The following is a 25942-nucleotide window of genomic DNA, read 5'->3' as shown; positions in this document are numbered from 1 at the left end:
GCTACTTTACGAGCGCGGGCTGCGGGTTGTCAACGTCCGGCGCGAGTCGCCATTCGGTCGGCGCCGACGGGGCGGTCGCCGCGCGGAACACGACGCCCTCGGGCAGCACGAGCCGGCGCACCCACCACTGCGCCACGTGCGTGCGCTCGGGGGCGTCGTCGGCATCGGCGTAGTTGCGGGCGCCCTGCATCTGCGCCGGACTCACCACCGGGGGGTCGCCGAGGTAGTGGTGGTGCGGGCCGTACCGGTTGAAGCTGCTCGGCACGAGACGCAGGCGGAGGAGCTTCGGACCGGCGCCCTCGACGGGCACCGTCCACCCCGCCTCGTCGCCCGACCAGCGCCAGACCGCCTGGGCCTCGCCCAGCCGGATGCCCGCGGCGTCGGCGACTCCGCCCGTCACCGCCAGCGCGCCGGTACCGGGCGGTACGTCGACCTCCGCGATGAGGTCGAGGGGTTCGAAGAGGAAGGGGAATCCGGCCTCGACGAGTTCCCGGTCGAGTCCGCCGGCGCCGGCGTCCGCTCCGGAGTCCGGCGCCGCGAGCCGGAACGGGCCGTCGAAAGCGGACACCGACCGTTCTCGGCCGCGCAGCCGGCCCCGCACCAGGAAATCGCCGGCCGCCCACGCCCTGGGCACCGTCGCGGGCGGCAGGGCCGCGCGAGGCCGGAACCGCACCTGCGTGCGAGCACCCCGCTCGATCCACGCCTCGCCGACCCACCCACGACCCGACCGGCGGACCTCGACCGGCGCATCGCCCCAGGCCGCGTCGACCGGCTCGTCGGCCCAGCGGATCTCGATCGGGCCCTCGTAGTCGGCCGCCTCGACGACCGCCGCCCACGCGCCGTCCGACGGCACGGGCTCGAGGACGAGCTCATTGACGGGGCGATGCTCGATCCGCCAGCGCAGCGGAGTGACCGCCGGAGCGGGCGGGGGCGGCGGCGCGGGCGAACCGGCTGCGCCCGCGCCCGCGCCCGTTCCCGCATCCACGTCCGGCGCCACCGGGCCCGCCGCAGCGGGCGCGAGCCCCGCCGCCGCGACCACAAGCGGGCGCAACGCCTGCGCCATCGCGGCATCCAGCACCGCGGCCGCCGGCACGACGACCTCCGGGTACCGGGAATGCCCGAGCTCGAGGCATCCGTCGACCACCCGACCCTCGCGCTCGAGCGTTCGTTCGTCGGCGAACTCGTACGCGACCTGCCGTTCGCGGAGCGCTTCGACGAGCCGCAGGAATTCCGCGTTGATCGCACCGGCGGGCGTATCGGGGAAGTCGTGGGCGTCGTGCACGTTGGTCGCGACGAACTCCCACGGCTCGAACGCTCGGGCGAGGGCGCGCTGCGGCACGACGACGAGCACGTCGGCGGTCGGGCGCGGCTCGGCCTCGATGGCGGCGCGCACGCTCGCCAGCACGTCGGCGTAGGCCGCCGACCAGCTGACGTGGCGGGGATGCGACGGCGGCCAGTCCTCGATCGCCGCGGAATCGAGCCGGTACTGGCTCAGGTGCAGCACGAAGTCGGTCACGCCGTGGCCGGCGAGCCACCGCAAGTACGCCTCCAAGTCGGCGGGCGTCGCTCCCCACCCCGCGCCGCCGAACGCCTCGGCCATCGTGCGGCCGTCGCCGAACTGGCGGGCGATGCCCGACACCTGGCGCGGATAGAAGTCGTTTACGGCATGACGGCCGAGCGCATCGATGCCTGGCAGGCCCACGGCGCGCACCACCGGTCCGAGCGAGCCGACGGTGGGCAACTGGAACAGCGGATGCTCCTCGCCCTTCACGTGGGCGGTGAAGCGCACGCCACGGCTGCGGCACCAGGCGTCGATCGCGGTGAGGTAGCGCTCGGCGAACAGGTCGGTCACGAGTTCCCAGAACCGCTCGCGTACCCGGCCGGAGCGCGCCTCGCCGACGAACACGGCCGGAAGGTCGTCCAGGAGGTCGCCGCCGTGACGTTCGGCATAGCGCTCGGGGAGGTCGGGCGTCCACGGGATCGCGCCGTGCGGCGAGAGCTCGTGGTGCGAATGCCCGAGGCCGAACTCGGGCTCGTCCGAGAAGAAGCCCGCGACCCGCGCGAACGCGTCGGCCGTGAGGCCCTCGGCGTAGCGGGCGTAGCAGAGCTCGAGGAAGCGCCCGGCGAGTCCGGGGGCGAGGTAGTCGACCCCCTGGCCGAACCGCTCGACGAGCGCCCAGCCCGCCCCGTCGCGGCCGAAGCGGCGCAGCGCCGGCTGGCCCGCGTCGGGCTGGAGCTCGACCCAGCGCTGGCGCAGTTCGGGATGGCGCTCGAGCATGCGACCGCCGACGCTGCCGCTCGGCCAGCCGTTCTCGTCGTAGATCCAGAAGGCGAGTCCTCGCTCGCTCGCGTCGACGATGAGCGTGGAGACGAGGGCGAGGTACTCGTCGCCGAGGTACGCCGGCTCGTCGGGGTAGAACCGCGGATGGAACACGACCCCGTCGAGGCCGGCCTCGACGAAGTCGTCGAGCTGGACGCGCAGCTCGTCGAGGTCGAGCGGACCGTTGACGGCCCACAACGTCGAGAACGTCGGATTGATCGACACACCTGCTCCCTTGCTTCGTGAATCGATTCACGATTTCCGCTACGCTAGCGTACGGTCCGACCGCGAGACAAGCAGCTGCAAAGGAGCACCATGCCGAGTGCGCATCGCCCAGCACCAGCGACGATCAAGGACGTCGCCGCCCGAGCGGGCGTCTCGCGAGCGACGGCCTCCTACACGTTCACGCAGCCCTCGCGGGTCTCCGACGAGCTGCGCACGCGCGTGCTCGCGGCCGCCGACGAGCTCGGCTACGTCGGCAACGATGCGGCCCGGCGGCTCCGCATGGGGCACAGCCTGGCGTTCGGGCTGCTCATCTCGAACACCGCGAACCCGGTCTACGCCGAGGTCGCCGCAGGTGCCGAACGCGAGGCCGCGGCCAACGGGCGGTTCATCATCGTCGTCAACAGCGACGACGATCCGCAGCGCGAGCGCGCCTACCTGAACTTCTTCGAGTCGCAGCAGGTCTCGGGCATCATCGCGGCGCCCGTCGGCGGCGTTCCGCCCGAACTGCTCGCGCTGCGCGATCAGGGCACCCCGTTCGTGCTCGTCGGCCTCGCCGAGGGCTCGCACGACTTCCCGGCGATCTCCGGCGACAACGAGCAGGGCGGCTACCTGGCCATGCAGCACCTGCTCGACCAGGGCCGGCGGCGCCCGCTCTTCGTCGGCGGCCCGCACCCCCACGTCGATGCGCGTCTCGCCGGCGCGCGGCGCGCGCTTCGCGAATCGGCTGCGGATGCCCCGCTCGAGGTCATCCGCACGAGCGCGCAGAACGCCCGCATCGGCGAGGAGGTCGCCGAGCGCCTCGCCGAGCGCTCCCCCTCCGAGCGCCCCGACGCGATCTTCGCCGGCAACGACCTGCTCGCCCTCGGCCTCCTGCACGGCCTGATCGGCGCGGGCGCGACCGTGCCCGACGACCTCTCGCTGGTCGGCTACGACGACATCGAGTTCGCCGACTTCGCCATCGTGCCCCTCACCACCATCCGCCACCCCTCCGCGGCGCTGGGCGCCGCGGCCGTACGGCTCCTGCTCGGGCTCGAGGAGGAGTCGAACCTCGAGGGCCGCTTCGCCCCCGAGATCGTCGTGCGCGCCACGTCGCTGCCAACCACGCCGTCCGCTCCGCGGGCGTGACGACGCCGCCCGCGGTGGCGTTGCCCTGCTATGCGGGCGTGACCGCCCGGCCGTTCAGTCGTTCCACCCCGCGCAGCAGCGCCGTGTGGTCGAGTGCGCCGTCGCCGTTCGCGACCGCCGACTCGAGCAGCTGGCCGAGCATCGCCCCGGCGGGCGACACCACGCCCGCCTCGCGGGCCGAAGCGAGGTAGATGCCGAGGTCCTTGCGGTGCAGTTCGATGCGGAAGCCGGGCTCGAACCGGCGCTCGAGCATGCCGGCGGCCTTCCGGTCGAGGATCCGGTTGCCGGCGAGCCCTCCCGCGAGCACGCGGACCGCCGCCTCGGCGTCGGCGCCGTGCTGCTCGAGGAACACCAGCGCCTCGGCCACGAGCTGGATCGTGCCGGCCACGATCAGCTGGTTCGCGGCCTTCACGGTCTGCCCCGCTCCGACATCGCCGACGTGCACGATCGTCGAGCCGATGGCCTCGAGGAGCGGCCGCACGGCGGCCAGGTCGTCGTCGGCACCACCGACCATGATCGAGAGCGTGCCGTCGATCGCGCCCTGCTCGCCGCCGCTGACCGGGCAGTCGAGGTAGTGCACGCCCCGCTCGGCGCAGGCTCGCGCGACGCGGCGCGAGCTCGCGGGCGCGATCGTGCTGAGGTCGACGATGCGGGTGCCGGCCGTCGCCGCGGCGAGAACGCCCCCGTCTCCGTCCTCGCCGCCCAGCACGACCCGCTCCACGTCGGGCGAGTCGGGCAGCATCAGCATTACGGTGGTAGACGTCGCGACGGCTTCGCGCAGCCCGGCCGTGCGGCCGCCGCCGGCCACGAACCTCGCGACCGGGGCATCCGATCGGTTGATGCCGATGACGTCGTGCCCGGCCGCGAGCAGGTTGCGCGCGATGGGCGCGCCCATGATTCCGAGGCCGATGAACGTGATGGTCATGGGGGTCCTTCCGGTCAGGTGGCGGGGTCGCCGGCGTCGACGGCGGCGAGCGACGCCCGGGTGCGGGCGCCGAGGTCGGCGAGGTCGCCGCCGAGCAGCGCATCGTGGAGCAGGAGCCCACTGACGCCGACGAACGCGGCGCCCGCGTCGAAGTAGGCGCCGAGCTCGGCGGGTCGCACGCCGCCGGTCGGGAAGAGCGGGACGTCGGGCAGCGGCCCCACGAGTTCGCGCAGGTAGCCGGTCCCGCCGACCGGGCCGATCGGCGAGACCTTGACGAGCTCGGCCTCGCTCGCGGCGCGGACGATCTCGCCGGGGGTCAGCGCACCCGGCACGTAGGGGATGCCGGCCGCGCGCGCCGCCGCGGTCAGCACGGGATCGAAGTACTGGCTCACGACGAAGTCCGCACCGGCCCCCTTCGCGCGCGTGATGTCGTCGGCGGTGCGTGCGGTTCCGCAGCCCACCTCGACGTGCGGAAGCGTGCGCTTGGCTGCCTCGATCGCGTCGAGCGCACCGGCGGTCGTCAACGTGAACTCCAGCCTCGTGATCCCCGCGTCGGCGAGGATGCCGGCGACGGCCGCGAACCGCGTCGCATCGGGCGCGCGCAGCACCGCGACGATCCGTTCGCGGCGCGTCGCCGATGCCCTCACCGGATGCCTCGCGCGGTATCGGCTTCGCCCTCGTCATCCCAGGGGATGCGGCGGAACGTCGCCTCCATCAGAACCTCGGGAGCGTCGGGTCGTAGCCGGGGTCGACCGTGCGGGCGTACGCCGTGTCGTCGCGGACCGTGCGTCCGGATTCGAGGTACGCGCGGTGGAGGCGGTCGACCACGTCGCGGCGGACGTCGACGCCGAGGCCGGGGCCCTCGGGGACCGCGACCGCGCCGTCGACGATCGCGATCGAACCCGGGACGACGATGTCGGAGTCGGCGTTCCACGGATAGTGGGTGTCGCAGGCGTGGTCGAGCTCGGGGGTCGCCGCGGCGGCATGCACCATCGCGGCGAGGGTGACGCCCAGGTGCGAGTTCGAGTGCATCGAGAGGCCCAGGCCGTACTCGGCGCACTCGCGGCCGAGCGATCGAGTCGCCGCGAGGCCGCCCCAGTAGTGGTGGTCGGCGAGCACGATGTCGACCGCTCCGGCCTCGACCGCCGGGCCGAGGGTCTCGGGCGAGACGACCGCCATGTTCGTCGCCAGCGGGAGCCGGGTCGCCGCGCGAACCGCGGCCATGCCGTCGAGCCCGAGCGTCGGATCCTCGAGGTACTCGGCGACCCCCTCGAGCCGGCTCGCGACCTCGATCGCCGTGTCGACGCGCCACGCGCCGTTCGGGTCGATCCGCAGCGGCACGCCCGGCTGCGCCTTCGCGAGCGCGTGCATCGCCGCAACCTCCCGGTCGGGAGGGTACACACCCGCCTTGAGCTTGAGCGACCGGAACCCGTACGCGTCGACCAGCCGACCGGCGAGCCTCGCGAGGGCCTCGGCGTCCTCGGCGGCGCCCCACCCATCGGGCACGCCGCCGGGATGCCCGGCCCACTTGAAGAAGAGGTATCCCGCGAAGTCGATCCGATCGCGCACCCGGCCCCCGAGCAGGTCGCTCACCGGCACGCCCTCGAGCCGGCCGAGGGCGTCGAGGGCGGCCACCTCGAACGGCGCGTACGTCTTGCGCCGCTCGACCGGGCTCACGTCTGGCCCGAGGCCGTCGTGCACCGCCTCCTCGATCGAGCGCGGGTCGTCGACGCGACGACCGACGACCCGAGCGGCGGCGGCCTGCAGGCGGCCGAGCAACGGCTGCTCCCCGCTCGTCTCGCCGTAGCCGACGGTGCCGTCATCCAGTGTGAGGATCGTGAGCGTGCGCAACGCCAGCGGTTCGTGCACGCCCCAGCTGTTGAGCAGCGGCGGGTCGGGGAATGCCATCGGGACCACCTCGACCGTGCGGATTCGACTCATCGACCTGTTCCTGCAAGCTCCGCGCGGCGGGTCGGCGGCGCTCGACCCGCCACGCAGAGGGCTTCTGCACAGCGATTCGCGTGATCGGATACGTCGACCCGCTACCATCTGTGAATGGATTCACAAGACTAGGGAAGAGGACATGACGTTGTCAATCGAAGAGACCGTGGTCGTCACCGGGGCGGCCGGGCGGATCGGCCGCGCCGTCACTCCCCTCCTCCGCCGCCCGGGCCGCCGACTGCGGCTGGTCGACACCGTGCCCGACCCCTCCACCGCCGGCGACGACGTCTCGTGGCACGACGTCTCCATCCAGGACGGGCCGGCGATGGCCCGGATCCTCGACGGCGCCACGTCCCTCGTGCACCTCGCGGGCCTGTCGTCCGAGCGCCCGTGGGCCGACCTGCTCCGAGTCAACATCGACGGGACCCACACCGTCCTCGAGGCGGCGCGCACCGCCGGCGTTCGGCGGGTGCTGCTGGCCAGCTCGATCCACGCGGTCGGGTGCAGCCCGGTCGCCGACGCCGCCGATGCCCAACCGCTGCGGCCCCGCCCCGACACCTACTACGGGGTCAGCAAGGCCGCCATGGAGGCGCTCGGCAGCCTCTACGCCGACCGCTTCGGCATCTCCGTCGTGAGCGCCCGCATCTGCACGTTCCAGGAGGCGCCGGGCGACGGCCGCGCGATCGCGCAGTGGCTCTCCCCCGGTGACATGGCGCGACTCGTCGAGGCGGCGATCGCGCTCGACGACGGCAGGCACCACCTCGTCTGGGGCGTCTCGGCGAACCACCCCGGCTGGTTCTCGCTCGAAGCCGGGTACGCGATCGGCTATCGCCCGCAGGACGACGCGCTCACCGCGTCGCTCGCCCGCGACGGCGTCACGCCGCCCGAGCCCGACGGCTGCGGCGCACCGCTCGGCGGCGCGTTCACCGACGACCGGCATCCCGTCGGCGGCACCTGGTGAGCTGAGCCGAGCACGGGAACCGAGACGATGGGCTCATCTACCCCACCCCCGAGACCACCTCGACCTGCACCCCAGCGCGTCTCGCCTGCTCGACGAGCACGCTGCTCGCCGCGTCGTCGGTGATGAGCCGTGACACGTGCGACGTCGACACCGTGGTGATGAGCGACTCGGCGCCGATCTTCGTGTGGTCGACGAGGGCGACGACCTCGGCCGCCGCGGCGGCCATCGCCCGGTCGATCTCGGCGACGCGCGCGTTCGGCGTCGTGAGCCCGCGCTCGACGGTGAACCCGTTGCCCGAGAGGAAGGCGAGCGGCGCCCGCAGGCCGTTGAAGAACCGTTCCGCGCGCGATCCCACGAGCGACCGGGTGGCCCCGCGCACCTCGCCGCCCGCCAGGTGCACGTCGACGGTCGCGGCGTCGGCGAGCGCGTCGGCGACGAGGATGGAGTTCGTCCACACCTGGATGTGCCGGCCGACGAGCTGCGTCGCGAACTCGAGCGTCGTGGTGCCGGGGCCGATGATGACGGCGTCGCCGTCCATCACGAGCTCGGCGGCCGCCCGGCCGATCAGCGCCTTCTCCGTCATCGCCACGAGCGACTTCTCGTGGAAGCTCGGCTCGAGCGTGTGCCGGGTGCGAGCGCGGGCGACGCCGCGCACGTACGAGATGCGTCCACGGGCGGCGAGCTCGCGCAGGTCGCGCCGCAGCGTGACGGCGGATGCCCCGGCATCGGCCTCGAGGTCGGCGAGACGCGCTTCACCGCGCTGTTGCACGATCGCGACGATCCGCTGCTGTCGCTCCGCCTTGTCCACCTGCCACCGCTCCCTCGCCGCCTCCAACTCTTCCACGTCGAGCGGACGACCGTCGAAGGCACCGGCGGCGACGCCGGGTGACGACGGATGCCCCGGGCGCGAGCCCGGGGCATCCATTCGCATTCAGCGCACCCGCACGCGCACGGGCACCACCTTGGAGGCGGTCTCGCCGTTCGCGTTGACGAGTACGGCGACGAGCGAGTGCTCGCCCGGCGGGACATCCGTCACCGTGACCGTCGCCCGCTGCGCACCCGGCGTCGCGGCCGCCAGCTCACCCGAGCCGATCACCTCGCCGTCGAGCTCGAACCGGTACGACGTCGCGTTCGTGCCCCACCACAGGTTGGCCGTCGCGGTGAAGTCGCCGTCCCCGTCCCAGTTGTCGGTCGACACGACCGGCATGCCGGGGGCCGCGTGCACGACCTTCACCGTCGTCGACGTCGTCGCGGTGGTGCCCTTCGTGTTCACGAGCTCGGCCGTGTACTCGTAGGTGCCGTTCGGCTTGCCGGTGAAGCTCACCGACGTCTCCTGCGAGGTCCCGGTCACGTCGCCGAGCTCCTTCGTCACGACGAGCTGCCCGTTCTCGTAGAGCCGGAACACGCTGCCCGGCGTGCCGTGCCAGAGGTTCATGACCACGTCGTACGTGCCGTCGTGCAGGCCGTACGCCCAGCCGCTCGTGTCCGAGAGCGTGCCGCGACCCGGTGCGGCCGTGGCGCCATCGGGCGGGATGACCTCGTCGAGCTCGTCGGCCGGGGCATCCGACACCCAGAACTCGCCGTTCTGGACCGCCCAGAGCGACAGCACCGACCAGGCGGCGTGCATCGCGACCCACTCCTCGCGACCGTTGTACGTGTCGTCGTCGGACGCGAGGTAGGTGCGACCGTCGGTCGAGCGCGCCTGCATGGCGAGCGCGTCGGCGCCGTGCAGGTCGAGCCAGTAGCGGCCGTCGCGACTGGCCTGCTGGTCGACGGCGAAGGCCGCCGAGATGGCGTCGACTGCGACGAACTGCAGGCGACGGGACTTGCCCCAGTCGGTGCCCTCGGGGTAGTAGACCGAGCCCTCGCCCTCGCGGTAGATGGTGCCGCCGGGCGCGACGTAGGGCGGCGACGCGTAGTCGTGGTCGACGAAGTTGCCGTACAGCAGCTCCATGTTGTGCAGTGCCGCGACGGGCGTCGGCCGGCCCGCGAGGGTCGAGGTCGTGCCCGCGTACAGCTGCTGCACCATGGTCGCCATGTAGTCGGGGTGGAGCAGGTCGTGGTTGTACGCGCGCCCGTCCTCCTCGACGTTCCAGCCCGCGACCCACTCGTTGAGCGGCCGACCGTTGACGGGCGTCGCGTCCTGCACGTCGCTCGGCTTGGCGTGCGCCGAGAGCAGCAGCTCCACGTTCTTCGTCATCCACGCGTCGTGTCGCGGGTGGTCGGGGAACATCGCGGTCGCGACCTGCAGCAGCATCGAGTTCCAGGAGTTCTCCTCGGCCTTCGTGTCGCCCGGCGAGAGCACGGTGCCGTCCGCCGCGGTCCAGTAGGGGACCTTGTAGTCGATGAACCGGTCTGCCTCGGTCTCGACCATGATGCCGACGAGCCGCTGGTCCTCCTCGCCGAGGTCGTCCCACAGCAGCCAGGCGGCCTGGCCGGCCAGCGCCGCCCAGAGCGCGCCCTGCCACGAGGTGCTGCCGCCCCAGCCGCCGCGCGCGTTCGAGTAGTGCGCCTTGGCGAGCGAACCGACGAGGCGAACCGTCTTCGCGCGCGCCTCCTCCTCGGAGACGCCGGTCACGGCCGCGTCGTACGTGCCGGTGACGAGCGCCGTCGCGAGCGCGGTCGCCTCCGCGGCGACCGGCCGGATCTGGTGCTCGCCCGTGCCGCCGAAGGTCAGGTACCCGGATGCCTGCGAGCCGAACTTGTTCTTCCACCAGGTCGTCAGCGCGTACTCGTTCGAGTTGCGCAGCACATCTGCGGGCACGGCGTCGACGCCCGCGAGCGGTGCGTCGCCGAGGTCGGTCCAGTCGATCGGGGCGACGGATGCCTCGGGCTGCGGCGGTGCCGGCGGCGGGGTGCCGTCGTGCAGGAGGGTGAAGTGCTCGAACCGCGCGGGGATCGCGGGAGCACCGTTCGTGCCGGCCATCGAGACCAGGCCGACCTTCAGGAACTGGCCCGCGGCGACGGGCGTGCCGACCTGCGTCCAGGTGATGTCGTCGGTCGAGTAGTGCGCCGTGACCTGCTCGCCGTCGCTCACGAGCTTCAGCGAGTAGTGCGTCGGCCACTGCGCGATCGGCCGGTCGACCGGCGAGGGCACCGACGACGTGCCGCCCACCTCGCGGAGGAAGAACAGCCGCCCGAGCCCGTTCGCGCGGCCCGAGAAGGCGAGCGAGGCGTAGTTCGAGTCGTCGGTGTAGAGGATGAGTCCCGCCTGCTGGCAGCATGCCGACGGCGCGAAGTCGATCGTCGTCGAGGCCTCCCAGCGACCCCAGCCCGGGGCATCCTGCAGCACCAGGTTCTTCGCCGTGTTGGTGCCGCCGTAGAGGTCGCCGGCCTGCGCGGTGATCGTGAGCGCGCCGTCGGCGACCTTCAGCGCCGAGTCGTCGGCGCGCACGCGCTGCCACTTGGCGGCGTCGAGCGCCGTGCCGTCGAAGGCGTCGCTGCCCGGCAGCTGCACGAGCGGCGGCGGCTCCTCCTCCGCGGACGCGGGCGCGAGCCCGGTACCCAGCAGCGCCGCGGTGGCGATCACCGCCATCGTTCCCCAGACGGCCGAGCGGCCGCCCCGTGTTCTCGTCATCGAGTCACTCCCGTCACGTCATCGTGGATCGAGCGCGATGCTATCGATCACCGAGCCGGCGAGGTCGGCGGTGATCACGGCCGGGTTTCGGGTGATCACTCGATCGGGCGACCGCGCTGCCGTTTGGTCACGATCGGCCGCCGACCGGCGCCCCGGCCTACGCTCGGACCATGACGGCTTCCGCGTTCGCCGACCTGCTCGGCATCGACCGCCCCATCGTGCTCGGCCCCTTCGGCGGCCTGTCGTCGATCGAGCTGACGGCGACCGTCAGCGAGCTCGGCGGACTCGGCTCCTACGGCCTCTACGGATACGACGCCGCCCGCATCGCCGAGACCGGTGACGCGCTGCGGACCGCGACCGATCGTCCGTTCGCGCTGAACGTCTGGCTGCCGATTCCCGGCGAGAACAAGGAGCCCGACGAGACCGGCGAGACCGTCGCGGCGCACCAGACGGGCGCGGCGCGCGAGACATCCGCCATCAACGGCACGGATGCCTCGGCCGACGCGTCGTTCGATCGCGCCGCCGGCGCGCTCCGGCCGTTCTTCGACGAGCTCGGCGTGCCCGTGCCGACGCCGCCCGAGCGGTACCTCCCGCCGATCGGCGAGCAGTGGCAGGCGGTGCTCGACGTGCGGCCTGCGGCGGTCAGCGTCGTGTTCGGGGTGCCGACGCCGGCGATGGTCGATGAGGCCCGCGGGCGTGGCATCCGGCTCATCGGTACGGCCACGACGGTCGACGAGGCCGTCGCGCTCGAGGCATCCGGCGTCGACGCGATCGTCGCGACCGGACTCGAGGCCGCCGGCCATCGCGTGTCGTTCCTGCGCCCGGCCGAGGAGTCGCTCGTCGGATCGATGGCGCTGATCCCGCAGGTCGTCGACGCGGTCGACGTGCCGGTCGTCGCCGCGGGCGGCATCGCCGACCGTCGCGGGGTCGCGGCGGCGTTCGCGCTCGGCGCGAGCGGCGTGCAGGTCGGCACCGCGTTCCTGCGCACGCGGCAGTCGGCCGCGAACGCGGCGCACCGGCGGGCGATCGCCCGGACCTCCGCCCACGAGACCGTGCTGACGCGCGCGATGAGCGGGCGCCTGTCGCGCGGCGCCCGCAACCGTGCGGTGCGCGAGATCGAGGCGCGCGGAGACATCGCGCCGTTCCCGATCCAGAACTGGCTCACGGGGCGCTTCCGCGCCGAGGCCGGCCGCCGCGGCATCGGCGACCTGCAGTCGCTGTGGCTCGGCCAGTCGGCTCGCCTCGCGGTCCACGATGACGCGGCCGACGTGTTCGCAGAGCTCTCGGCGGGCCTGCCGGAGGCGTCAAGGTTCTCTTGACAGCGGTTGACACGTCAACCTACGGTTGACGTATGTCTCCCGCCGTGAAACGTCTCCGCACCGCCGCTTGGACGGCGGCCGTCTGCCTGACCCTGTTCGGCATCGCCTCGATGCTCACCGGAGCCTTCATCGACGGGTTCGGCGGCGGCATGCTGCAGGGCGCCGGGTTGACGTTCACCGTCATCGGCGTCGTGTCGATGACGGCGCGCGCCGGCTGGCTGCGCCGCTCCGCCGACGGCGGTCGCGACGACCGCGGCTGGTGGCTTCCCAGCCGCGACGACCGATGACCGGCATCGGCGATGCCGTTCGGCTCGCGATCCTCGAGGCGGCTGTGGCCGACGGCGCGGTCGGCTCGGTCGACGCCCTCGACGCTTCCGCCACCGGCGACCCCGCTACGCAACTCGACCGCGACGGCCACCTCGCCCTGATCCGGGCGAGCGCCGACGCCGAGAGCGAGGCCCGGAGCATCCTTCGCCAGGCCGTCGAATCGGCGCGCTCGGGCGGCGTGAGCTGGTCGGCGATCGGCGCGGAGCTCGGCATGACCCGCCAGGCGGCGCAGCAGCGGTTCGGCGACGCGTGGCGAGCGGATGCCTCGCCCGGTGTCGACCCCGGCGGCGAACCGGGCGATGGGGCCGGCGACGGCGCGGAGTACCGATGGCTCGGCCCGGTCACCGCGTTCGACGAGATGGCCGAACTCGCCCTCGCCGGGCGAGCCGGCTGGCGCACCGTCGAGGCCGGCATGCTGCGCCATCGCATGGTGCGCACCGACACCCAGTGGGAGCACCGGCGCCTGTTCGGGCGCGGTATCTCGCGCCGCGAGGAGTCCGACGGCTGGGTCGTCGGCTGCCAGATGTTCCCCTGGACCTACCTCGTGCGCGACCTCGGCACTCCGGCGGAGTAGTCGCGGACCGGCTACCGCTCCCCGCGCACCACCGGCACGAGTTCGACCTCGCGCAACGCGCCGTCGTCGACGACGGCCGTCATCATCGTGCAGACGGGTTGGCGGCGCCGATCGGTCGGCGAACCGGGGTTCAGCAGGCGGATGCCCCGCGGCGTGACGGTGTCCCACGGGATGTGGCTGTGGCCGAACACGAGCACGTCGAGGTCGGGGTGGGCGGCATCCATCCTGGTCTCGCGGCCGGTCGCCGCGCCCGTCTCGTGCACGACGCCGAACCGCAGCCCCTCGAGGTCGAAGCGGGCGACCTCGCCGAGTCGCGCGTGCAGCTCGGGTCCGTCGTTGTTGCCGGCGACGCCGACGAGCCGCGCGGCGCCGGCCTCGATGGCGTCGAGCGTGACGACATCCACCCAGTCGCCGGCGTGCACGACGAGGTCGGCGTCGTCGATCGCCCGCCGGACCTGGTCGGGCAGTCGGCGTGCCCGCGCGGGCACGTGCGTGTCGGAGATGAGCAGCAGTCGCGTCGCCACCCGCCCATCTTCGCGCAGGTGCCAGTAGGGTGAGCCGCATGTCGGACGCCGTCACGACCGACCGATCCGCTCTGTCCGGCTCGCTGAGTCCCGGTGGGCCGGCCGCGGCCGCCCCGCCGCCCGCACCGCTCGCACCGCCCGCCCGCTTCGCGCCCTTCGCCCGTGGACCCGTGCTCGCCGCGATGGCCGCACTCGGGGTGCTCCTCGCGGCGACGAGCAACGGCTACGGGTTCCATCGCGACGAGCTCTACTTCCGCATGCTCGAACCGGCGTGGGGATACGTCGACCAGCCGCCCCTCACGCCGCTCATCGCCCGCACGATCACCTCGCTCGTCGACGAGCCGTGGGCGCTGCGCATCCCCGCGATCCTCGCCGCCGGCGCGACGGTGCTGGTGCTCGCCCTCATCGCCCGCGAGGCCGGCGGCGGCCGGCTCGCACAGTCGCTCGCGGCGTGGGGCGGGGCATCCGCGGCGAGCCCGATGGTGTTCGGGCACGTCTTCCTCACGGCATCGATCGACCTGGTCGTCTGGCCGCTCGTCGCCCTGTTCACGATGCGGGCGCTGCTGCGCGGCGACGGCCGCTGGTGGCTCGCGGCGGGACTCGTCACCGGACTCGCCACGTACAACAAGTGGCTCGTGGTGATGCTCGTCGTCGGCATCGGCATCGGCCTCCTCGCGCTCGGTCCGTGGCGGGCGCTCCGCTCACCGTGGCTGTGGGCCGGGGTCGGTCTCGCGATCGTGCTGGCGCTGCCGAACCTGGCGTACCAGGTGGCGAACGAACTCCCGCAGCTTCGCATGGGCGCCGCGCTCGCGGAGGACACCGACGGCGAGGGACGCATCCTGACGGTGCCGTTCCTCTTCCTGCACGTGGGCCCGCTGCTCGCGCCGATCTGGATCACCGGTCTCGTCGCCCTCTTCCGCCGGCCGCCGTGGCGCGACATCCGGCTGTTCGCGATCGCGTTCGCGTTCGTCGTCGTCGCGACGATCGCCGGCGGCGCGCAGCCCTTCTACCCGCTCGGCATCGTCGAGATCCTGTTCGCGCTCGGCGCGGTGCCGGCGGCCGAATGGATGCGCACGCGGGTCCGCCGCGTGCTCGTCTGGACCGCGGTCGCGCTGAATGCCGTCGTCGCGGCGCTCATCGCCCTGCCGCTGCTGCCGGTCGCGCTCGTGGATGCGACGCCGTGGGCGGGCGCGAACCCCGCCACCGGCGACACGATCGGCTGGCCGGCGTACGTCGAGCAGATCGCCGGCGTGGTGAACGGGTCGGATGCCTCGCGCCCGCCGATCATCGTCGCGTCGAACTACGGCGAGGCCGGCGCGCTCGACCGGTACGGACCGGAGTTCGGCATCGACCCGGAGACCGTGTTCAGCGGCCACAACGCACTCTGGTTCCAGTCGCAACCGCCCGACTCGGCGGTCGACGTCGTGTTCGTCGGCGAGATCTCACCGCGACTCGCGAGCGAGTTCGAGTCGTGCCGCACCGAGGCGCGGCTCGACCACGGCGCGGACGTCGACAACGAGGAGCAGGGCCTTCCCGTCATCCGGTGCACCGGGCTCACGGCGGGGTGGGACGACCTCTGGCCGCGGCTCGCGCACCTGAGCTGAGGGTCGCGCGTCGGTCGGACCGTACGCTGAAACCCGGCGGAGCCGCCGTAGCGAAGGGAGACCACGGATGCCCCATCCCGACGACGCGCCACAGGTGGTGGCGATCACCGGCGCGTCCGGTCGCATCGGCCGACTCGTGGTGCCGCTGCTCGAGCGCCCGGGCCGCACGCTTCAGCTCGTCGACACCGACCTCCCCGACCGCGTCGATGACGGGCCGTGGGGCGAGTGGTCGGACCCCGCCCGCGTCGAGCTGCACCGCGCGTCCATCGAGGACGAGGACGCCATCCGCTCGGCGCTCGACGGCGCCGACGCGGTCGTGCACCTCGCGGCCCTCGCGTCCGAGCGCCCGTGGGTCGACCTCGTCCGCGTGAACATCGACGGAACGCAGAAGGTGCTCGAGGCGGCTCGCCTCGGCGGCGCGCGCCGGGTGCTGCTCGCGAGCAGCATCCACGCCATCGGATTCGCCGATGCGACGGATGCCGCGACGACCCGCGTGCTCGTGCCGCGCCCCGACACGTACTACGGCGTGAGCAAGGCGACCCTCGAGGCGCTCGGCAGCGTGTACGCCGATCGGTTCGGCATGAGCGTCGTGTCGGCGCGCATCTGCGCCTTCGGCGCCGAACCCGGGCGGGGCCGTGGCCTCGTGCAATGGCTCTCGCCCGCCGACGCCGCCCGGTTGTTCGAAGCCGCGATCGCCCTCGACGACGGGAGGCACCACATCGTGTGGGGCGTGTCCGCCAGCGGTGCCGGCAGTTTCGACCTGTCAGCCGGCCGCGCGATCGGGTTCGAGCCGCAGGACGACGCCATCGCGCACACGACCGAGCGCGATGGGGTCGCACCCGAGGTGCCGCGGGCCGCCGGGCCGGTCGGAGGTTCCTTCACCGACGACGACCATCCGCTCGGCGGCAGCTGGTAGCTCAGTCGCCGGTCGCGCGTGCGATGCCGCGCAGCTCGTGCTGCTCGTACGCCCCGATGGCGACCGGCTCGCGCAACGACACGGCGGTGTAGTAGTGCTCGAGCCGCCCCTCCCACGTGATCACGGCCGGCTTGTGGGTGTGCAGCGAGTCGATCGACCCGGCAGGCCCGACGTCGAGCAGCACCGCATCGGACTTGGTCCAGTGCCGCAGGTCGGTGCTCGTCGCGAACCCCTCGCGCGCGTGGCCGTCGGCCGCGAGGCCGAAGTAGAACATCACCCAGGTGTCGCCGTCGCGCAGCACGCACGGGTCGGAGGCGAAGCGCTCGTCGAACGCGCCCGGCGCTCCGGCGCCCAGCACCGGGTTGCCCGAGTACCGCTCCCACGTGACGAGGTCGCGCGAGACCGCGAGCCCCGTCTGCTCGATCCACGGCGGCGGCACGACCACCGACCCGTAGTCGTCGACGTCCTTCGCGTTGTAGAAGACGTAGAACAGGCCGTCGTGCTCCATCAGCCACGACTTGTAGAGGCCTCCGCGCTCCCACTCACCGGCGTCCGCATCGGTCGGCGAGAGCACGCCGCCGATCCGCTCCCACGTGCGCAGGTCGCGGCTGCGAGCGAACCCGACGGATGCCGGCCCGGTCTCGTACCCGGCGCCCGGGTAGGCGTGGAACGTGCCGTAGTACCATCCGTCGATCCGGCGAAGCTCGCCGGGCGACCCGAGGTCGTTGTCGCGCACGATCGAGGTGAGCGCGGCGTTGTACCGCCGCAGCGGATCGCCGGCATCGCGCGAGAAGACCACCTCGCCCGGCGTCCACGTGCCGCCGTCGTTCCAGGCCAGCGCGGTCTGGTAGCCCGTGCCGTCCCAGCCGACGTACGTCATGCCCTGCCGCCCGCCGACCGAGAAGACGAACGGGCAGTCGACCGCGTGGCTGTCGAACGCCCCCTCGACGAACGAGGGGCGGATGACGAGCCGGCCATCGCGGACGGGCGTGGCGACGCGGTCGGCCGGGTAGGTCGGCTGTGCGGTGATGAGGTCGGTCATGTTCACTTCCCGGTGCCGGCGACGAGGCCCGACACGTAATAGCGCTGGAGGAGGATGAAGAGGATCACGCAGGGCAGCATCGTCACGGTGATGCCGGCCTGCAGCGCGCCCCAGTCGATGGTGTTGAGCGGGCCGTTCTGCGCGTTGACGAGTGCGATCGGCAGGGTGAACGACGGGTTGTCGTTCAGCAGCACGAGGGCGGCGAGGAACTCGTTCCACGCGGCGAGGAACGCGAACAGCGCGACCGTCACGACCCCGGGCGCGACGAGCGGCAGGATGACCCGCGGGAGTGCCGAGAACTTCGTGCAGCCGTCGAGCTCGGCCGCCTCGATGAGTTCATCGGGCACGCTCTCGAAGGAGTTGCGCATCATGTAGATCGCGAACGGCATCTGGAACGTCGAGTAGATCAGCGCGAGGCCGAACAGCGAGTTCGTGAGGCCGAACCACACCATGACGGTGAAGAGCGAGACCAGCAGCGCCGGGTACGGCACGAGGAGCATGCCGATCGTGACGCCGAAGAACGCGTTCTGGCCGCGGAACCGGTAACGCGCGAGCGCGTACCCGGCGAGCACAGCGGCGACCGTCGTGATCAGCACGGTCATCGTCGTGACGGCGACGGAGTTCAGCACGTAGACGAGGAGCGACGAGCCGGTGCCGTCGAGCTTCGCGAAGTTCTCGAGCGTCAGGGTCGACGGCCACCACACGGGCGGCGACGCGTTGGCCTCGGTCGGCGACTTGAACGCGCCGATCGTGGTCCACACGATCGGGAAGGCGAACAGCGCCGCCAGCACGATCGCGACGATGATGCGGATCGGGTTGCGCGAGTGATCCTGTGCCTGGATGCGCGAGCGACGGATGCCCCGCGCCTGCCTCGCGTGCAGTGCCTGGGTGGTCATGCCTCGGCCTTCCTTCCGCGTTGCAGTCGCACCTGGGCGATCGAGATGATCGCCATGATCAGGACGACGACGACGGCGACCGCCGCCGCGTAGCCGCGGTCGAGCGAGACGAACGCCGCGTTGTAGAGGTAGTAGACGACCGTGACGGTCGACCCGTCGGGCCCGCCCTTGGTCATCGTGAAGAACTGGTCGAACGAGAGGAACGTCGTCGTGACGGTGAGCAGGATCACCAGCGAGAGCGGCTTCACGATGAGCGGCAGCGTGATGCGGGTGAGGGTCGTCCAGGCGTTCGCGCCGTCGAGCTTCGCAGCCTCGTAGATCTCTCCGGGGATCGAGTCCATGCCGGTGAGCAGCACGAGCATCGCGAGGCCCGCGGTCTTCCAGACGGTCATGACCACGACCAGCGCGAGGGTCGTCGTCGGCTCGGCGAACCAGTCGACGCCCGCCGGGGCGAGCCCGAGCTTCGCGAAGAGGTCGGGGAGCACGCCGGTGCGGGCGTTGCTCATCGCGAGCCACAGCAGGCCCGCCGGGGCGAACCCGATCGTGACCGGGGCGAACAGCAGCGCGCGCACCGCCGTGCGGCCCGGGAACCGGGGCCGCACCAGCAGGGCGAGACCGAGCGAGAGCAGGATGCCGATCACCGAGGTGACCAACGTGTAACCCACCGTGAAGAGCACCGCCTCGCCGAACTTCGGGTCGGAGGCGAGGTCGGCGTAGTTCTCGAAGCCGATCGGGGTCGGCGTGCCGAACGTCGGCCAGTCGAAGAACGACATCCACACCGTCAGGCCGAACGGCAGGACGAAGAAGAGGGCGATGAGCACCGCGGCGGGCGCGGTGAGCGCCCAGCCCTGGAGCTGCTCGCCGCGGCGGCGACGCGGCGAGCGCGTCCGTGGGCCCCGGGGGGCGTCGGGCGCCGCCGCGGCCCGCGTCGGCGGGTCGAGGAGTGCGGAGTGCGACATGTGGCTTCCGTTCGGAGGGCCGGGGTTCCGGCGCCCGCCGGAGTGGCGGGCGCTGCGGCGCGCGTCGTGGCCGGCGCCGGAACCGCGGTGACTACTACTCGGTGATGGCGTCGGAGGCTTCCTGCGCCTGCTTCGTCGCCTCGGCGGGGTCGGCGCCGTTGAAGACGACGGACTGGAACATCTCGAGGAAGGGCCCCTGGGCGCTGGCGACGACCTCGTTGTAGAACGGCGAGACATAGGTCTGCCCCTCCTTGACGAGTTCGGCCGGGACGGCGAACTGCTCGCCGAGCGACGCGGGCAGCGTGACATCCGTCCGCGGCGGCAGCGCGGGCAGGTTCGCGTACACGTCCTCGGATGCCTCGGCAGAGGTGAGCCACTGGATGAAGTCCCACGCTTCAGCGGGGTGCTTGGTCGTGTTCGTGATCGCCGCGACATCGCCGCCCGAGAAGGTCGCGAACTGGCCGTCCTCCGGTCCGGGGATCGGCGCGAGGCCGAACTCGAAGACCGGGTCGGTGCCGAGCGTCGCCGTGTTGACGCCGTTGCCGCCGGCGAAGGCGATGCCGATCTTGCCCGAGGCGAACACCGAGAAGAACCCATCACCGGTGTCGGTCTTCGACGTGTCGGGGATGTCGCCGTTCTCGTACATCGCCTGCATGAAGGCGAGCGCGTCCTGCGTGGCCTGATTGTCCCAATCGAACGAGCCGTCCTCGTTCACGACCTCGGTGCCCTGCGCCCAGATGGTGGGCGTGAAGTCGTAGGCGAGACTGCCCGGCGCGCCGCCGCTGAGGTAGAAGCCGTGGTTGCCGTCGCCGAGCGCGGTGACCTTCGCAGCGGCCTCCTGGATGCCGGCCCAGGTCGTCGGCGGGTTCTCGGGATCGAGCCCGGCCTGACGGAAGAGGTCCTTGTTGTAGACGTAGAGCGAGGTGTCGGCGACGTAGGGCACGCCGTAGACGTGGCCGTCCTTGGTCGAGGCCTGGATGTGCGCGGGCGAGAGGTTGCCCGCCGCTCCGGACTCCTCGAGCAGCTCGGTGAGGTCCATGGCCGCACCCGTCTCGACGATCTGCGGCATGAAGACGAGGTCGGCCGCGAGGATGTCGGGCAGCGAACCCGACTGCGCGGCGGCCGCGAACTTCGTCACGTACTGGTCGGCGGGCACGTGCGTGATCGCGACCTGGTTCTCGTGGGTGTCGTTGTAGGCCTCGACGACGGCGTCGGTGACGGCCTCGTTGCCCGGGCGCACCCACAGCGTCAGTTCGGCGCCCGAGTCGGCGGCCTCGAGGTCGCCCGATGCGGCGGCGGTGCCCGACCCGCCGCCGGCGCAGCCGGAGAGCAGGAGCGAGGAGATGGCGGCGGCGGCCGTCAGCGCGACCGCCGTCGACCGGTTCGGTCGTTTCATGGGGAACTCCGTTGTCTGTGATGAACGAGCCCGCAATGCGGAAGCCGGGAAAGTAACTGATCGTTTTCCGCAAAGGGTTGCGGTTTCAGACCATAACGTTTCCGACGCGGTTCCGCAAACCCCCGCCGATCCGGCGCAGTCACCGCATATCGAGATGGAAAAGTTTCTGTAAAGCCCGGTACAGTGCTCGTGTGACCAGCCACGACACCAACCATCGCCGCCGTGTGACCGCCGGAGACGTCGCCGCTCGCGCGGGCGTCTCGATCTCAACGGTGTCCAAAGCCCTCTCTGGCAAGGGCGCCGTGCGCTACGAGACCAGGCAGCGCATCCTCGCGGCGGCCGAGGAGCTCGGCTTCCAGACCAACCAGGTCGCGGCGAGCCTGTTCACCGGCAAGACGAACACGATCGGCGTCATCACGAGCGACCGCTTCGGCCGGCTGACGGTGCCCGTGCTGCTCGGGGCGATCGAGACGCTCGCCGAGCACGAGATCGCGCTCGTGCTGTGCGACGGCCGGGGCGACCCGATCCGCGAGCAGTACTTCGTCGACTCGTTCCTGCGGCGCCGGGTCGACGGCATCCTGGTCACCGGCGCGGGCGAGTTCGCGCGCGACGGCCTGCGCGCCGACCTCCCGGTGCCCGTGGTCTACGCGATGGCGTGGTCGCGCAACGAACGCGACACCTCGGTCGTGCCCGACGACGCCGAGGGCGCCCGCATGGCCACGCGGCACCTGCTGTCGACGGGCCGCGAGAAGCTGGTCTACATCGCCGGGCCCCAGCGCGACGACGCCTCCCGCGTGCGGCTGACGGCCACGCGCGAGGTGCTCGCCGAGCGAGGCCTCGACCTCGTGCACGAGCCGCTGTTCGGCGAGTGGACGGAGCGCTGGGGCCGCCAGGCGATCAAGCAGGTGCTGCTGTCGGGCGTCGACTTCGACGGCGTGGTGTGCGCGAGCGACCAGGTGGCCCGCGGCGTGACGGAGGCCCTCCGCGAGGCCGACGTCGACGTGCCGGGGCGCGTCGGCGTGATCGGATTCGACAACTGGGACGTCATGGTCGAGGCGAGCCGACCGCCGCTGTCGACCATCGACATGAGCCTGCACGAGGTCGGCTCGACCGCCGCCGAGGCGCTCCTCGCCGCGATCGACACCGGCCGGCTCGAGCCCGGCATCCGGCGCATCGACTGCCAGCTCATCCCCCGGGAGTCGACCGCGGTCGAGTGAACCGGGCAGCCGAGCGCCGAAGCGGAGACGGGTCGCCCGCTCACGGAAAACTTATGGAAAAGTTTGACAGGAACGGCAAAGGGTTGCCATAGTCACCGGGTACCTGATCGCCCCGCCCGATGACGCGCATGAGGCACGTCGTCGGGCCGGCCACCGAAGGAGCATGGCCCATGACGACCCTGTCCCGACCACCACGACCCGGGCGCCGCCGACGCCGGCTGGTCACCGCGACGCTCGCGACCCTCGCGGCCGGTGCGACCCTCGCATCGGGCCTCGCGCCCGCCGCCGCCCAGCCGATCGCGCACGCCGCCGGCGAGGCATCCGTCACGGCGGATGCCTCCGCGAGCGCGACGAAGGCCGCTGCCTCGAAGCGCGAGATCTCGCACGACGAGGCGGCGAAGACCGTCACGCTCGTCGACGGCGACCTGCGGATGGTGATCGCCTACGGCGGCCAGGCCGCCGTCGCGTCGTTCACGCTGGCCGGCACCGAGCTGCTCGCCGACGGCATGGCCAGCACGCTCGTGGTCGACGCAACCGGCACGGAGCTCGACAGCCGGCAGCTCGGCGCCGACCCGGTGGTGAAGGTGCACGGCAAGGCCGTCGACCTCAACTTCTCGATGGCGTCCGCCGAGGTGCGCATCGACGAGACCTGGTCGTTCGACCTCGACAAGGCCGCGATCGGGCTCCGTGTCGACCGCAGCTACGACTGGGCCGACGGCGTCGACCCGGTCATCCGGCACAACGGCCAGCTCGAGATCGGCTGGGCGCGCGTCTGGGACAACATCCGCCGTCCCGCGGACGGCGGCAACCTGCCGATCGGCAACGCCTACACCGGTCACGACGGGTTCTTCCTGAGCGAGCCGAACGACCGCTACGGCGTCGAGCAGGGGCAGTTCGTCTTCCTCGCGAACGCGGGCGAGCAGGCGCTCGCGGTCGACACCCGGAGCGACCGCCGCATCGCGACGGAGTTCACCTACGGCGAGGGTCGCCTCGGCCAGGAGACCCAGGTCAGCGGCGAGGACGAGTGGGGGTACCTCCTCGGCACCAAGGAGAGCGGCTTCGTCTACAGCGGCCACACCGGCAACGGCGTCGACACGCTCATCTACGAGCCGGTCACCGGCGCCGACGGCCAGCGCGACGTCGTCGACTTCTCGTTCGCACCGGCCGACTACGACGCGTACTACGACCTCGGCGAGGTCAACGGCGTCGCCGACCCGGCCGCGCTGACCTCGCTGCTGAACGACTTCGGCCGTTCGGGCGTCGTCGACACGGGCTACGGCATGTCGACCGTGGGCCTGCGATACCTCGGCACGGGCCCGTACGACCTCGCCCTCTCGAACCCGACCGTGTTCGGGTACTTCGACCCGGCGATGACGCAGTCGCAGCTGAACCTGCTCGAGTACTTCCGCGAGTACGCGCAGGGCGAGGACGGCCACATGTACGGCCGCACCTATCGCCGGACGAACCCCTGGGGCGACAACAACCTCGCCGACGCCGACCCGGCGTACGCGGCGGCCGTCGCCGAGCTCTACGAGTACACCGGTGACGACGAGTGGCTCGCCTCGATGCGGGACTCGGTGCGCCGGGCGATGGACTACATGCTCCAGCAGCGCTACGACGACCCGTCGGGCCTGTTCAAGAACGACATCGAGACCTGCCACTCGAAGAAGTCGCTGCGCGAATGGAACGACGCCTTCTACGTTCACGGCCGTAGCGGCTACGTGAACGAGTTGATGTATCGCGCGCTCACGCTCTGGGGCGAGCTCGAGCGCGACGTCTTCGGCGACACGGGGCGCGCCGACTCGTACGCGGCGACGGCCGCCCGGCTCAAGGAGCAGTTCAACAAGGACACCGCCGACGGCGGGCTCTGGGACCCCGAGAAGGGCATGTTCGCGTACTGGCTCTGCCCCGACGGCACCCCGCAGGCCTCGGTCAAGCACACCCAGCTGAACCTGCAGGCCGTCGCCTTCGGCATGGTCGATGTCGAGCGCGGGCGCGCGATCCTCAACGAGCTCGATGTCGAGATGCAGAAGAACCGCCTGGGCATGATCCCGCAGAACTTCTACCCGATCCTCCCCGACACCGAGGAGTGGGCCGGTGACCACTTCCAGTCGGGCCTCGAGGACGGGCCGATCTACCCGTTCATGACCGAGATGTACATGCGGGCGGCGAACGTCGTCGGTGAGCGCGAGCGGTCGCTGACCTACCTCGACAACACGCTCGCGCGGTACACCGAGGACGGATTCCACGGCTGGAGCTTCCTCGACTGGTCGCTGAAGCCGCGGCTCGGCGAGGCCTGGTTCCCGACCAACGCGAATGCCGCAGGCGGCGTCTTCTCGTCGATGCTCGGCATCCGGCCGACCGCCGATGGCGTCACCATCGCTCCGAACTTCCCCGAGGCGATGAACGGCAGTGAGGTGACCAAGACGATCCACGAGTCCGACGAGCTCACGGTCACCTACCACTCGGTGCTCGACCAGACCGTCGACTACCGCACCAAGGATCGCGACCAGCGCGTGACCATGCAGTGGTCGGGGCAGGAACCCGGCGCGTCGTATACCGTTCGCGACGGCAAGCGCGAGCACGAGGTGCAGGCCGACGACCAGGGCGTCGTGAGCTACGTGCTCGACGGCACCGGCGAGCGCCGGGTCGCCCTCGTCGACGGCGACGCCGACGGGTTCGTGCTCGACTCCGAGGTGCCGGTCGACCTCGCGCTCGGCGCGGCGGTGACGGCGAGCAGCAGCCAGGAGTTCGACCGCTTCTCCGCCGCGTTCGCGACCGACGGCGCGCGCTTCAGCACCGACCCGTCGATCGGGTGGTCGAGCGAGGCGCAGGTGGGCGAGAACCACACGGAGTGGATCAGCCTCGACCTCGGGCAGGCGCACTCCGTCGGCCGCGTCGACCTGCTGCCGCGCAACTACGACGGACGCGACATCGGCCGCGGGTTCCCGGCGGCGTTCACGATCGAGACGTCGGTCGACGGCGTGACGTGGACTCCGGCGGTCGCCGAGACCGACTACGCGCAGCCGACCACCTTCGCAGTGCCGTCGTTCTCGTTCGACGCTCGCGACGCGCGGTACGTTCGCGTGACCGGCACGTCGCTGCGCACGGTCGAGGACGACGAGTACCGGATGCAGCTGGCCGAGATCGAGGTGTTCGCACCGGCCTCGTAGGCCGACGGCGAGACCGGGAGCGGGTCGGCGGCGTCAGCCGCCGGCCCGCTCTGGCGTGGGCGTCAACCCCCTGCCGTTCGGCGCGCGACCGCGAGAGGCTCGAGTATCGACGACCTCTCCGCGATCCATCACCGTACGAAGGAGCATCCGATGACCGATTCGACCCGACCCGACGGCTCGACGCCCGACCGCGACGCCGACGGCGAGCGCGAGCCCGACGACCAGGAGCTTCGCGACCTCGACCGCTCGAACGACCGGCCCGCCGGCGGCGACACCGCCGAGGGAGAAGGCCCGGGCGCGCCGGGCAACGCCGAGCCCATGACCGAGTCGACCGACGGCGGCCTCTCGGGCGGCGACCCGGGCGTCGAGGAGTAGTACCGGAACGCAATGAGAGGGCGGATGCCGCGGCATCCGCCCTCTCGCTCTGTTCCGCCTCGTCTCTGTTCCGCGTCGTCGCGCCGTCGGCTCAGCTCTCGCTCGCGGCGACCTGCTTCGGCGCCTCGGCGGTCGCCTGGCGCACCTCGACCTTGCGCGGCTTCGCGCGCTCGGACACCGGGATGATGACGCTCAGCACGCCGTTGTCGTAGTGCGCGCTGATGCTCGCGGTGTCGATGCCGTCGCCGACCGTGAGCTGGCGCAGGAACGAGCCGCTCGGCCGCTCGTGCGCGAGCCACTGCACGCCCTCGCTGTCGCGCAGGGTGCGCTCGGCGCGGATCGTCAGCAACTGGCCGTCGACGTCGATGTCGATCGATCCGGGGTCGACGCCCGGCAGGTCGGCGCTCAGCACGTAGTGGTCGCCGTCGCGATGCAGGTCGATCGGCATCATCCGCGGGCCCTGCCTCGAGTCGAGCATGCTCGCGGCGAGGCGGTCGAGGTCGCGGAACGGGTCCCAGGTGACTGGCATGATCTCCTCCTGTGTGT

Annotated in this window: 22 protein-coding genes; 10 read left to right on the top strand and 12 right to left on the bottom strand. The window is 72.0% G+C overall.

Going from position 1 to position 25942, the window contains the following annotated elements:
- Position 1 precedes the first annotated feature (1 nt).
- Positions 2-2545: a hypothetical protein gene (locus tag GE115_RS08780; RefSeq protein WP_153684432.1), complete on the bottom strand. Its 2544-nt coding sequence runs from the start codon at positions 2543-2545 to the stop codon at positions 2-4.
- Positions 2546-2635: 90 nt separating this feature from the next.
- Here GE115_RS08780 and GE115_RS08775 point away from each other — a divergent pair, with 90 nt between their 5' ends.
- Positions 2636-3670 carry a LacI family DNA-binding transcriptional regulator gene (locus GE115_RS08775; protein WP_153684431.1) on the top strand — a complete coding sequence of 345 codons (1035 nt, stop codon included), beginning with the start codon at positions 2636-2638 and terminating at the stop codon, positions 3668-3670.
- Positions 3671-3698: 28 nt separating this feature from the next.
- On the opposite strand, the gene GE115_RS08770 is transcribed toward GE115_RS08775, so the two are convergent.
- From GE115_RS08770 to GE115_RS08760, 3 genes are all read right to left on the bottom strand, one after another.
- Positions 3699-4595: an NAD(P)-dependent oxidoreductase gene (locus GE115_RS08770; protein WP_153684430.1), complete on the bottom strand. Its 897-nt coding sequence runs from the start codon at positions 4593-4595 to the stop codon at positions 3699-3701.
- Positions 4596-4609: 14 nt separating this feature from the next.
- Entirely contained in the window at positions 4610-5242 is a 633-nt protein-coding gene (locus GE115_RS08765; protein ID WP_216648803.1) for a bifunctional 4-hydroxy-2-oxoglutarate aldolase/2-dehydro-3-deoxy-phosphogluconate aldolase, read from the bottom strand.
- Between the two features lie 67 nt (positions 5243-5309).
- A complete protein-coding gene (locus tag GE115_RS08760; protein WP_153684429.1) occupies positions 5310-6536 on the bottom strand; it encodes an enolase C-terminal domain-like protein in 1227 nt (408 codons plus the stop codon).
- 142 nt (positions 6537-6678) lie between these two features.
- Here GE115_RS08760 and GE115_RS08755 point away from each other — a divergent pair, with 142 nt between their 5' ends.
- A complete protein-coding gene (locus GE115_RS08755; RefSeq protein ID WP_153684428.1) occupies positions 6679-7497 on the top strand; it encodes an NAD-dependent epimerase/dehydratase family protein in 819 nt (272 codons plus the stop codon).
- A gap of 37 nt (positions 7498-7534) precedes the next feature.
- On the opposite strand, the gene GE115_RS08750 is transcribed toward GE115_RS08755, so the two are convergent.
- On the bottom strand, positions 7535-8305 hold the full coding sequence (locus GE115_RS08750) for a DeoR/GlpR family DNA-binding transcription regulator (RefSeq protein WP_172979790.1): 771 nt from the start codon (positions 8303-8305) through the stop codon (positions 7535-7537).
- Positions 8306-8428: 123 nt separating this feature from the next.
- On the bottom strand, positions 8429-11074 hold the full coding sequence (locus tag GE115_RS08745) for a beta-xylosidase family glycoside hydrolase (protein ID WP_216648802.1): 2646 nt from the start codon (positions 11072-11074) through the stop codon (positions 8429-8431).
- A 170-nt stretch (positions 11075-11244) separates the two neighbouring features.
- On the opposite strand from GE115_RS08745, the gene GE115_RS08740 reads away from it, so the two are divergent.
- Genes GE115_RS08740 through GE115_RS08730 form a run of 3 tightly spaced genes read left to right on the top strand, consistent with a single transcriptional unit; the run spans position 11245 to position 13294 of the window.
- Positions 11245-12393, top strand: a complete 1149-nt coding sequence (locus GE115_RS08740; protein ID WP_153684426.1) for an NAD(P)H-dependent flavin oxidoreductase — start codon at positions 11245-11247, stop codon at positions 12391-12393.
- A 32-nt stretch (positions 12394-12425) separates the two neighbouring features.
- Positions 12426-12680: a hypothetical protein gene (locus GE115_RS08735; protein WP_153684425.1), complete on the top strand. Its 255-nt coding sequence runs from the start codon at positions 12426-12428 to the stop codon at positions 12678-12680.
- The gene (locus GE115_RS08730; protein WP_153684424.1) at positions 12677-13294 is read left to right on the top strand and encodes a hypothetical protein; all 618 of its coding nucleotides are present in this window, start codon (positions 12677-12679) and stop codon (positions 13292-13294) included. Before GE115_RS08735 ends, GE115_RS08730 begins: the two co-directional genes overlap by 4 nt.
- Before the next feature lie 11 nt (positions 13295-13305).
- On the opposite strand, the gene GE115_RS08725 is transcribed toward GE115_RS08730, so the two are convergent.
- On the bottom strand, positions 13306-13818 hold the full coding sequence (locus tag GE115_RS08725) for a metallophosphoesterase family protein (RefSeq protein ID WP_312855037.1): 513 nt from the start codon (positions 13816-13818) through the stop codon (positions 13306-13308).
- Between the two features lie 38 nt (positions 13819-13856).
- Between GE115_RS08725 and GE115_RS08720 the strand changes: the two genes are divergently transcribed.
- Both GE115_RS08720 and GE115_RS08715 read left to right on the top strand, forming a co-directional pair.
- On the top strand, positions 13857-15422 hold the full coding sequence (locus GE115_RS08720; RefSeq protein WP_153684422.1) for a glycosyltransferase family 39 protein: 1566 nt from the start codon (positions 13857-13859) through the stop codon (positions 15420-15422).
- Positions 15423-15489: 67 nt separating this feature from the next.
- Entirely contained in the window at positions 15490-16338 is an 849-nt protein-coding gene (locus tag GE115_RS08715) for an NAD-dependent epimerase/dehydratase family protein (protein ID WP_153684421.1), read from the top strand.
- Between the two features lies 1 nt (position 16339).
- Here the strand turns inward: GE115_RS08715 and GE115_RS08710 are convergent, their stop codons facing one another.
- The 4 genes from GE115_RS08710 to GE115_RS08695 form a co-directional block, all read right to left on the bottom strand.
- The gene (locus GE115_RS08710) at positions 16340-17380 is read right to left on the bottom strand and encodes a glycoside hydrolase family protein (protein ID WP_153684420.1); all 1041 of its coding nucleotides are present in this window, start codon (positions 17378-17380) and stop codon (positions 16340-16342) included.
- Positions 17381-17382: 2 nt separating this feature from the next.
- Positions 17383-18276, bottom strand: a complete 894-nt coding sequence (locus GE115_RS08705; RefSeq protein ID WP_153684419.1) for a carbohydrate ABC transporter permease — start codon at positions 18274-18276, stop codon at positions 17383-17385.
- The gene (locus GE115_RS08700) at positions 18273-19235 is read right to left on the bottom strand and encodes a carbohydrate ABC transporter permease (RefSeq protein WP_172979788.1); all 963 of its coding nucleotides are present in this window, start codon (positions 19233-19235) and stop codon (positions 18273-18275) included. Before GE115_RS08700 ends, GE115_RS08705 begins: the two co-directional genes overlap by 4 nt.
- A 94-nt stretch (positions 19236-19329) precedes the next feature.
- Positions 19330-20631 carry an ABC transporter substrate-binding protein gene (locus GE115_RS08695; protein WP_153684417.1) on the bottom strand — a complete coding sequence of 434 codons (1302 nt, stop codon included), beginning with the start codon at positions 20629-20631 and terminating at the stop codon, positions 19330-19332.
- Between the two features lie 191 nt (positions 20632-20822).
- On the opposite strand from GE115_RS08695, the gene GE115_RS08690 reads away from it, so the two are divergent.
- From GE115_RS08690 to GE115_RS08680, 3 genes are all read left to right on the top strand, one after another.
- A complete protein-coding gene (locus GE115_RS08690; protein WP_216648801.1) occupies positions 20823-21848 on the top strand; it encodes a LacI family DNA-binding transcriptional regulator in 1026 nt (341 codons plus the stop codon).
- Positions 21849-22018: 170 nt separating this feature from the next.
- Positions 22019-25021 carry a discoidin domain-containing protein gene (locus GE115_RS08685; protein WP_153684415.1) on the top strand — a complete coding sequence of 1001 codons (3003 nt, stop codon included), beginning with the start codon at positions 22019-22021 and terminating at the stop codon, positions 25019-25021.
- 150 nt (positions 25022-25171) lie between these two features.
- A complete protein-coding gene (locus GE115_RS08680) occupies positions 25172-25396 on the top strand; it encodes a hypothetical protein (RefSeq protein ID WP_153684414.1) in 225 nt (74 codons plus the stop codon).
- Positions 25397-25487: 91 nt separating this feature from the next.
- Here the strand turns inward: GE115_RS08680 and GE115_RS08675 are convergent, their stop codons facing one another.
- Positions 25488-25925, bottom strand: coding sequence for an Hsp20/alpha crystallin family protein (locus GE115_RS08675; RefSeq protein ID WP_153684413.1), 438 nt, complete (start codon positions 25923-25925; stop codon positions 25488-25490).
- Between the last annotated feature and the right edge of the window lie 17 nt (positions 25926-25942).

The organism is Agromyces agglutinans, assembly GCF_009647605.1.
GTDB classification, from domain to species: Bacteria; Actinomycetota; Actinomycetes; order Actinomycetales; family Microbacteriaceae; genus Agromyces; species Agromyces agglutinans.
Note: the sequence above shows the minus strand (reverse complement) of the source record. Positions and strands in the feature narration are given on the sequence as shown.

What these genes read in the sequence shown, in the direction of transcription:
- GE115_RS08685 (WP_153684415.1), top strand. Translation starts at nt 22,019, where the DNA reads ATGACGACCCTGTCCCGACCACCACGACCCGGGCGCCGCCGACGCCGG.
- GE115_RS08675 (WP_153684413.1), bottom strand. Translation starts at nt 25,925, where the DNA reads ATGCCAGTCACCTGGGACCCGTTCCGCGACCTCGACCGCCTCGCCGCG.
- GE115_RS08760 (WP_153684429.1), bottom strand. Translation starts at nt 6,536, where the DNA reads ATGAGTCGAATCCGCACGGTCGAGGTGGTCCCGATGGCATTCCCCGAC.
- GE115_RS08720 (WP_153684422.1), top strand. Translation starts at nt 13,857, where the DNA reads ATGTCGGACGCCGTCACGACCGACCGATCCGCTCTGTCCGGCTCGCTG.
- GE115_RS08695 (WP_153684417.1), bottom strand. Translation starts at nt 20,631, where the DNA reads ATGAAACGACCGAACCGGTCGACGGCGGTCGCGCTGACGGCCGCCGCC.
- GE115_RS08680 (WP_153684414.1), top strand. Translation starts at nt 25,172, where the DNA reads ATGACCGATTCGACCCGACCCGACGGCTCGACGCCCGACCGCGACGCC.
- GE115_RS08715 (WP_153684421.1), top strand. Translation starts at nt 15,490, where the DNA reads ATGCCCCATCCCGACGACGCGCCACAGGTGGTGGCGATCACCGGCGCG.
- GE115_RS08700 (WP_172979788.1), bottom strand. Translation starts at nt 19,235, where the DNA reads ATGTCGCACTCCGCACTCCTCGACCCGCCGACGCGGGCCGCGGCGGCG.
- GE115_RS08755 (WP_153684428.1), top strand. Translation starts at nt 6,679, where the DNA reads ATGACGTTGTCAATCGAAGAGACCGTGGTCGTCACCGGGGCGGCCGGG.
- GE115_RS08705 (WP_153684419.1), bottom strand. Translation starts at nt 18,276, where the DNA reads ATGACCACCCAGGCACTGCACGCGAGGCAGGCGCGGGGCATCCGTCGC.
- GE115_RS08745 (WP_216648802.1), bottom strand. Translation starts at nt 11,074, where the DNA reads ATGACGAGAACACGGGGCGGCCGCTCGGCCGTCTGGGGAACGATGGCG.
- GE115_RS08710 (WP_153684420.1), bottom strand. Translation starts at nt 17,380, where the DNA reads ATGACCGACCTCATCACCGCACAGCCGACCTACCCGGCCGACCGCGTC.
- GE115_RS08770 (WP_153684430.1), bottom strand. Translation starts at nt 4,595, where the DNA reads ATGACCATCACGTTCATCGGCCTCGGAATCATGGGCGCGCCCATCGCG.
- GE115_RS08735 (WP_153684425.1), top strand. Translation starts at nt 12,426, where the DNA reads ATGTCTCCCGCCGTGAAACGTCTCCGCACCGCCGCTTGGACGGCGGCC.
- GE115_RS08775 (WP_153684431.1), top strand. Translation starts at nt 2,636, where the DNA reads ATGCCGAGTGCGCATCGCCCAGCACCAGCGACGATCAAGGACGTCGCC.
- GE115_RS08740 (WP_153684426.1), top strand. Translation starts at nt 11,245, where the DNA reads ATGACGGCTTCCGCGTTCGCCGACCTGCTCGGCATCGACCGCCCCATC.
- GE115_RS08730 (WP_153684424.1), top strand. Translation starts at nt 12,677, where the DNA reads ATGACCGGCATCGGCGATGCCGTTCGGCTCGCGATCCTCGAGGCGGCT.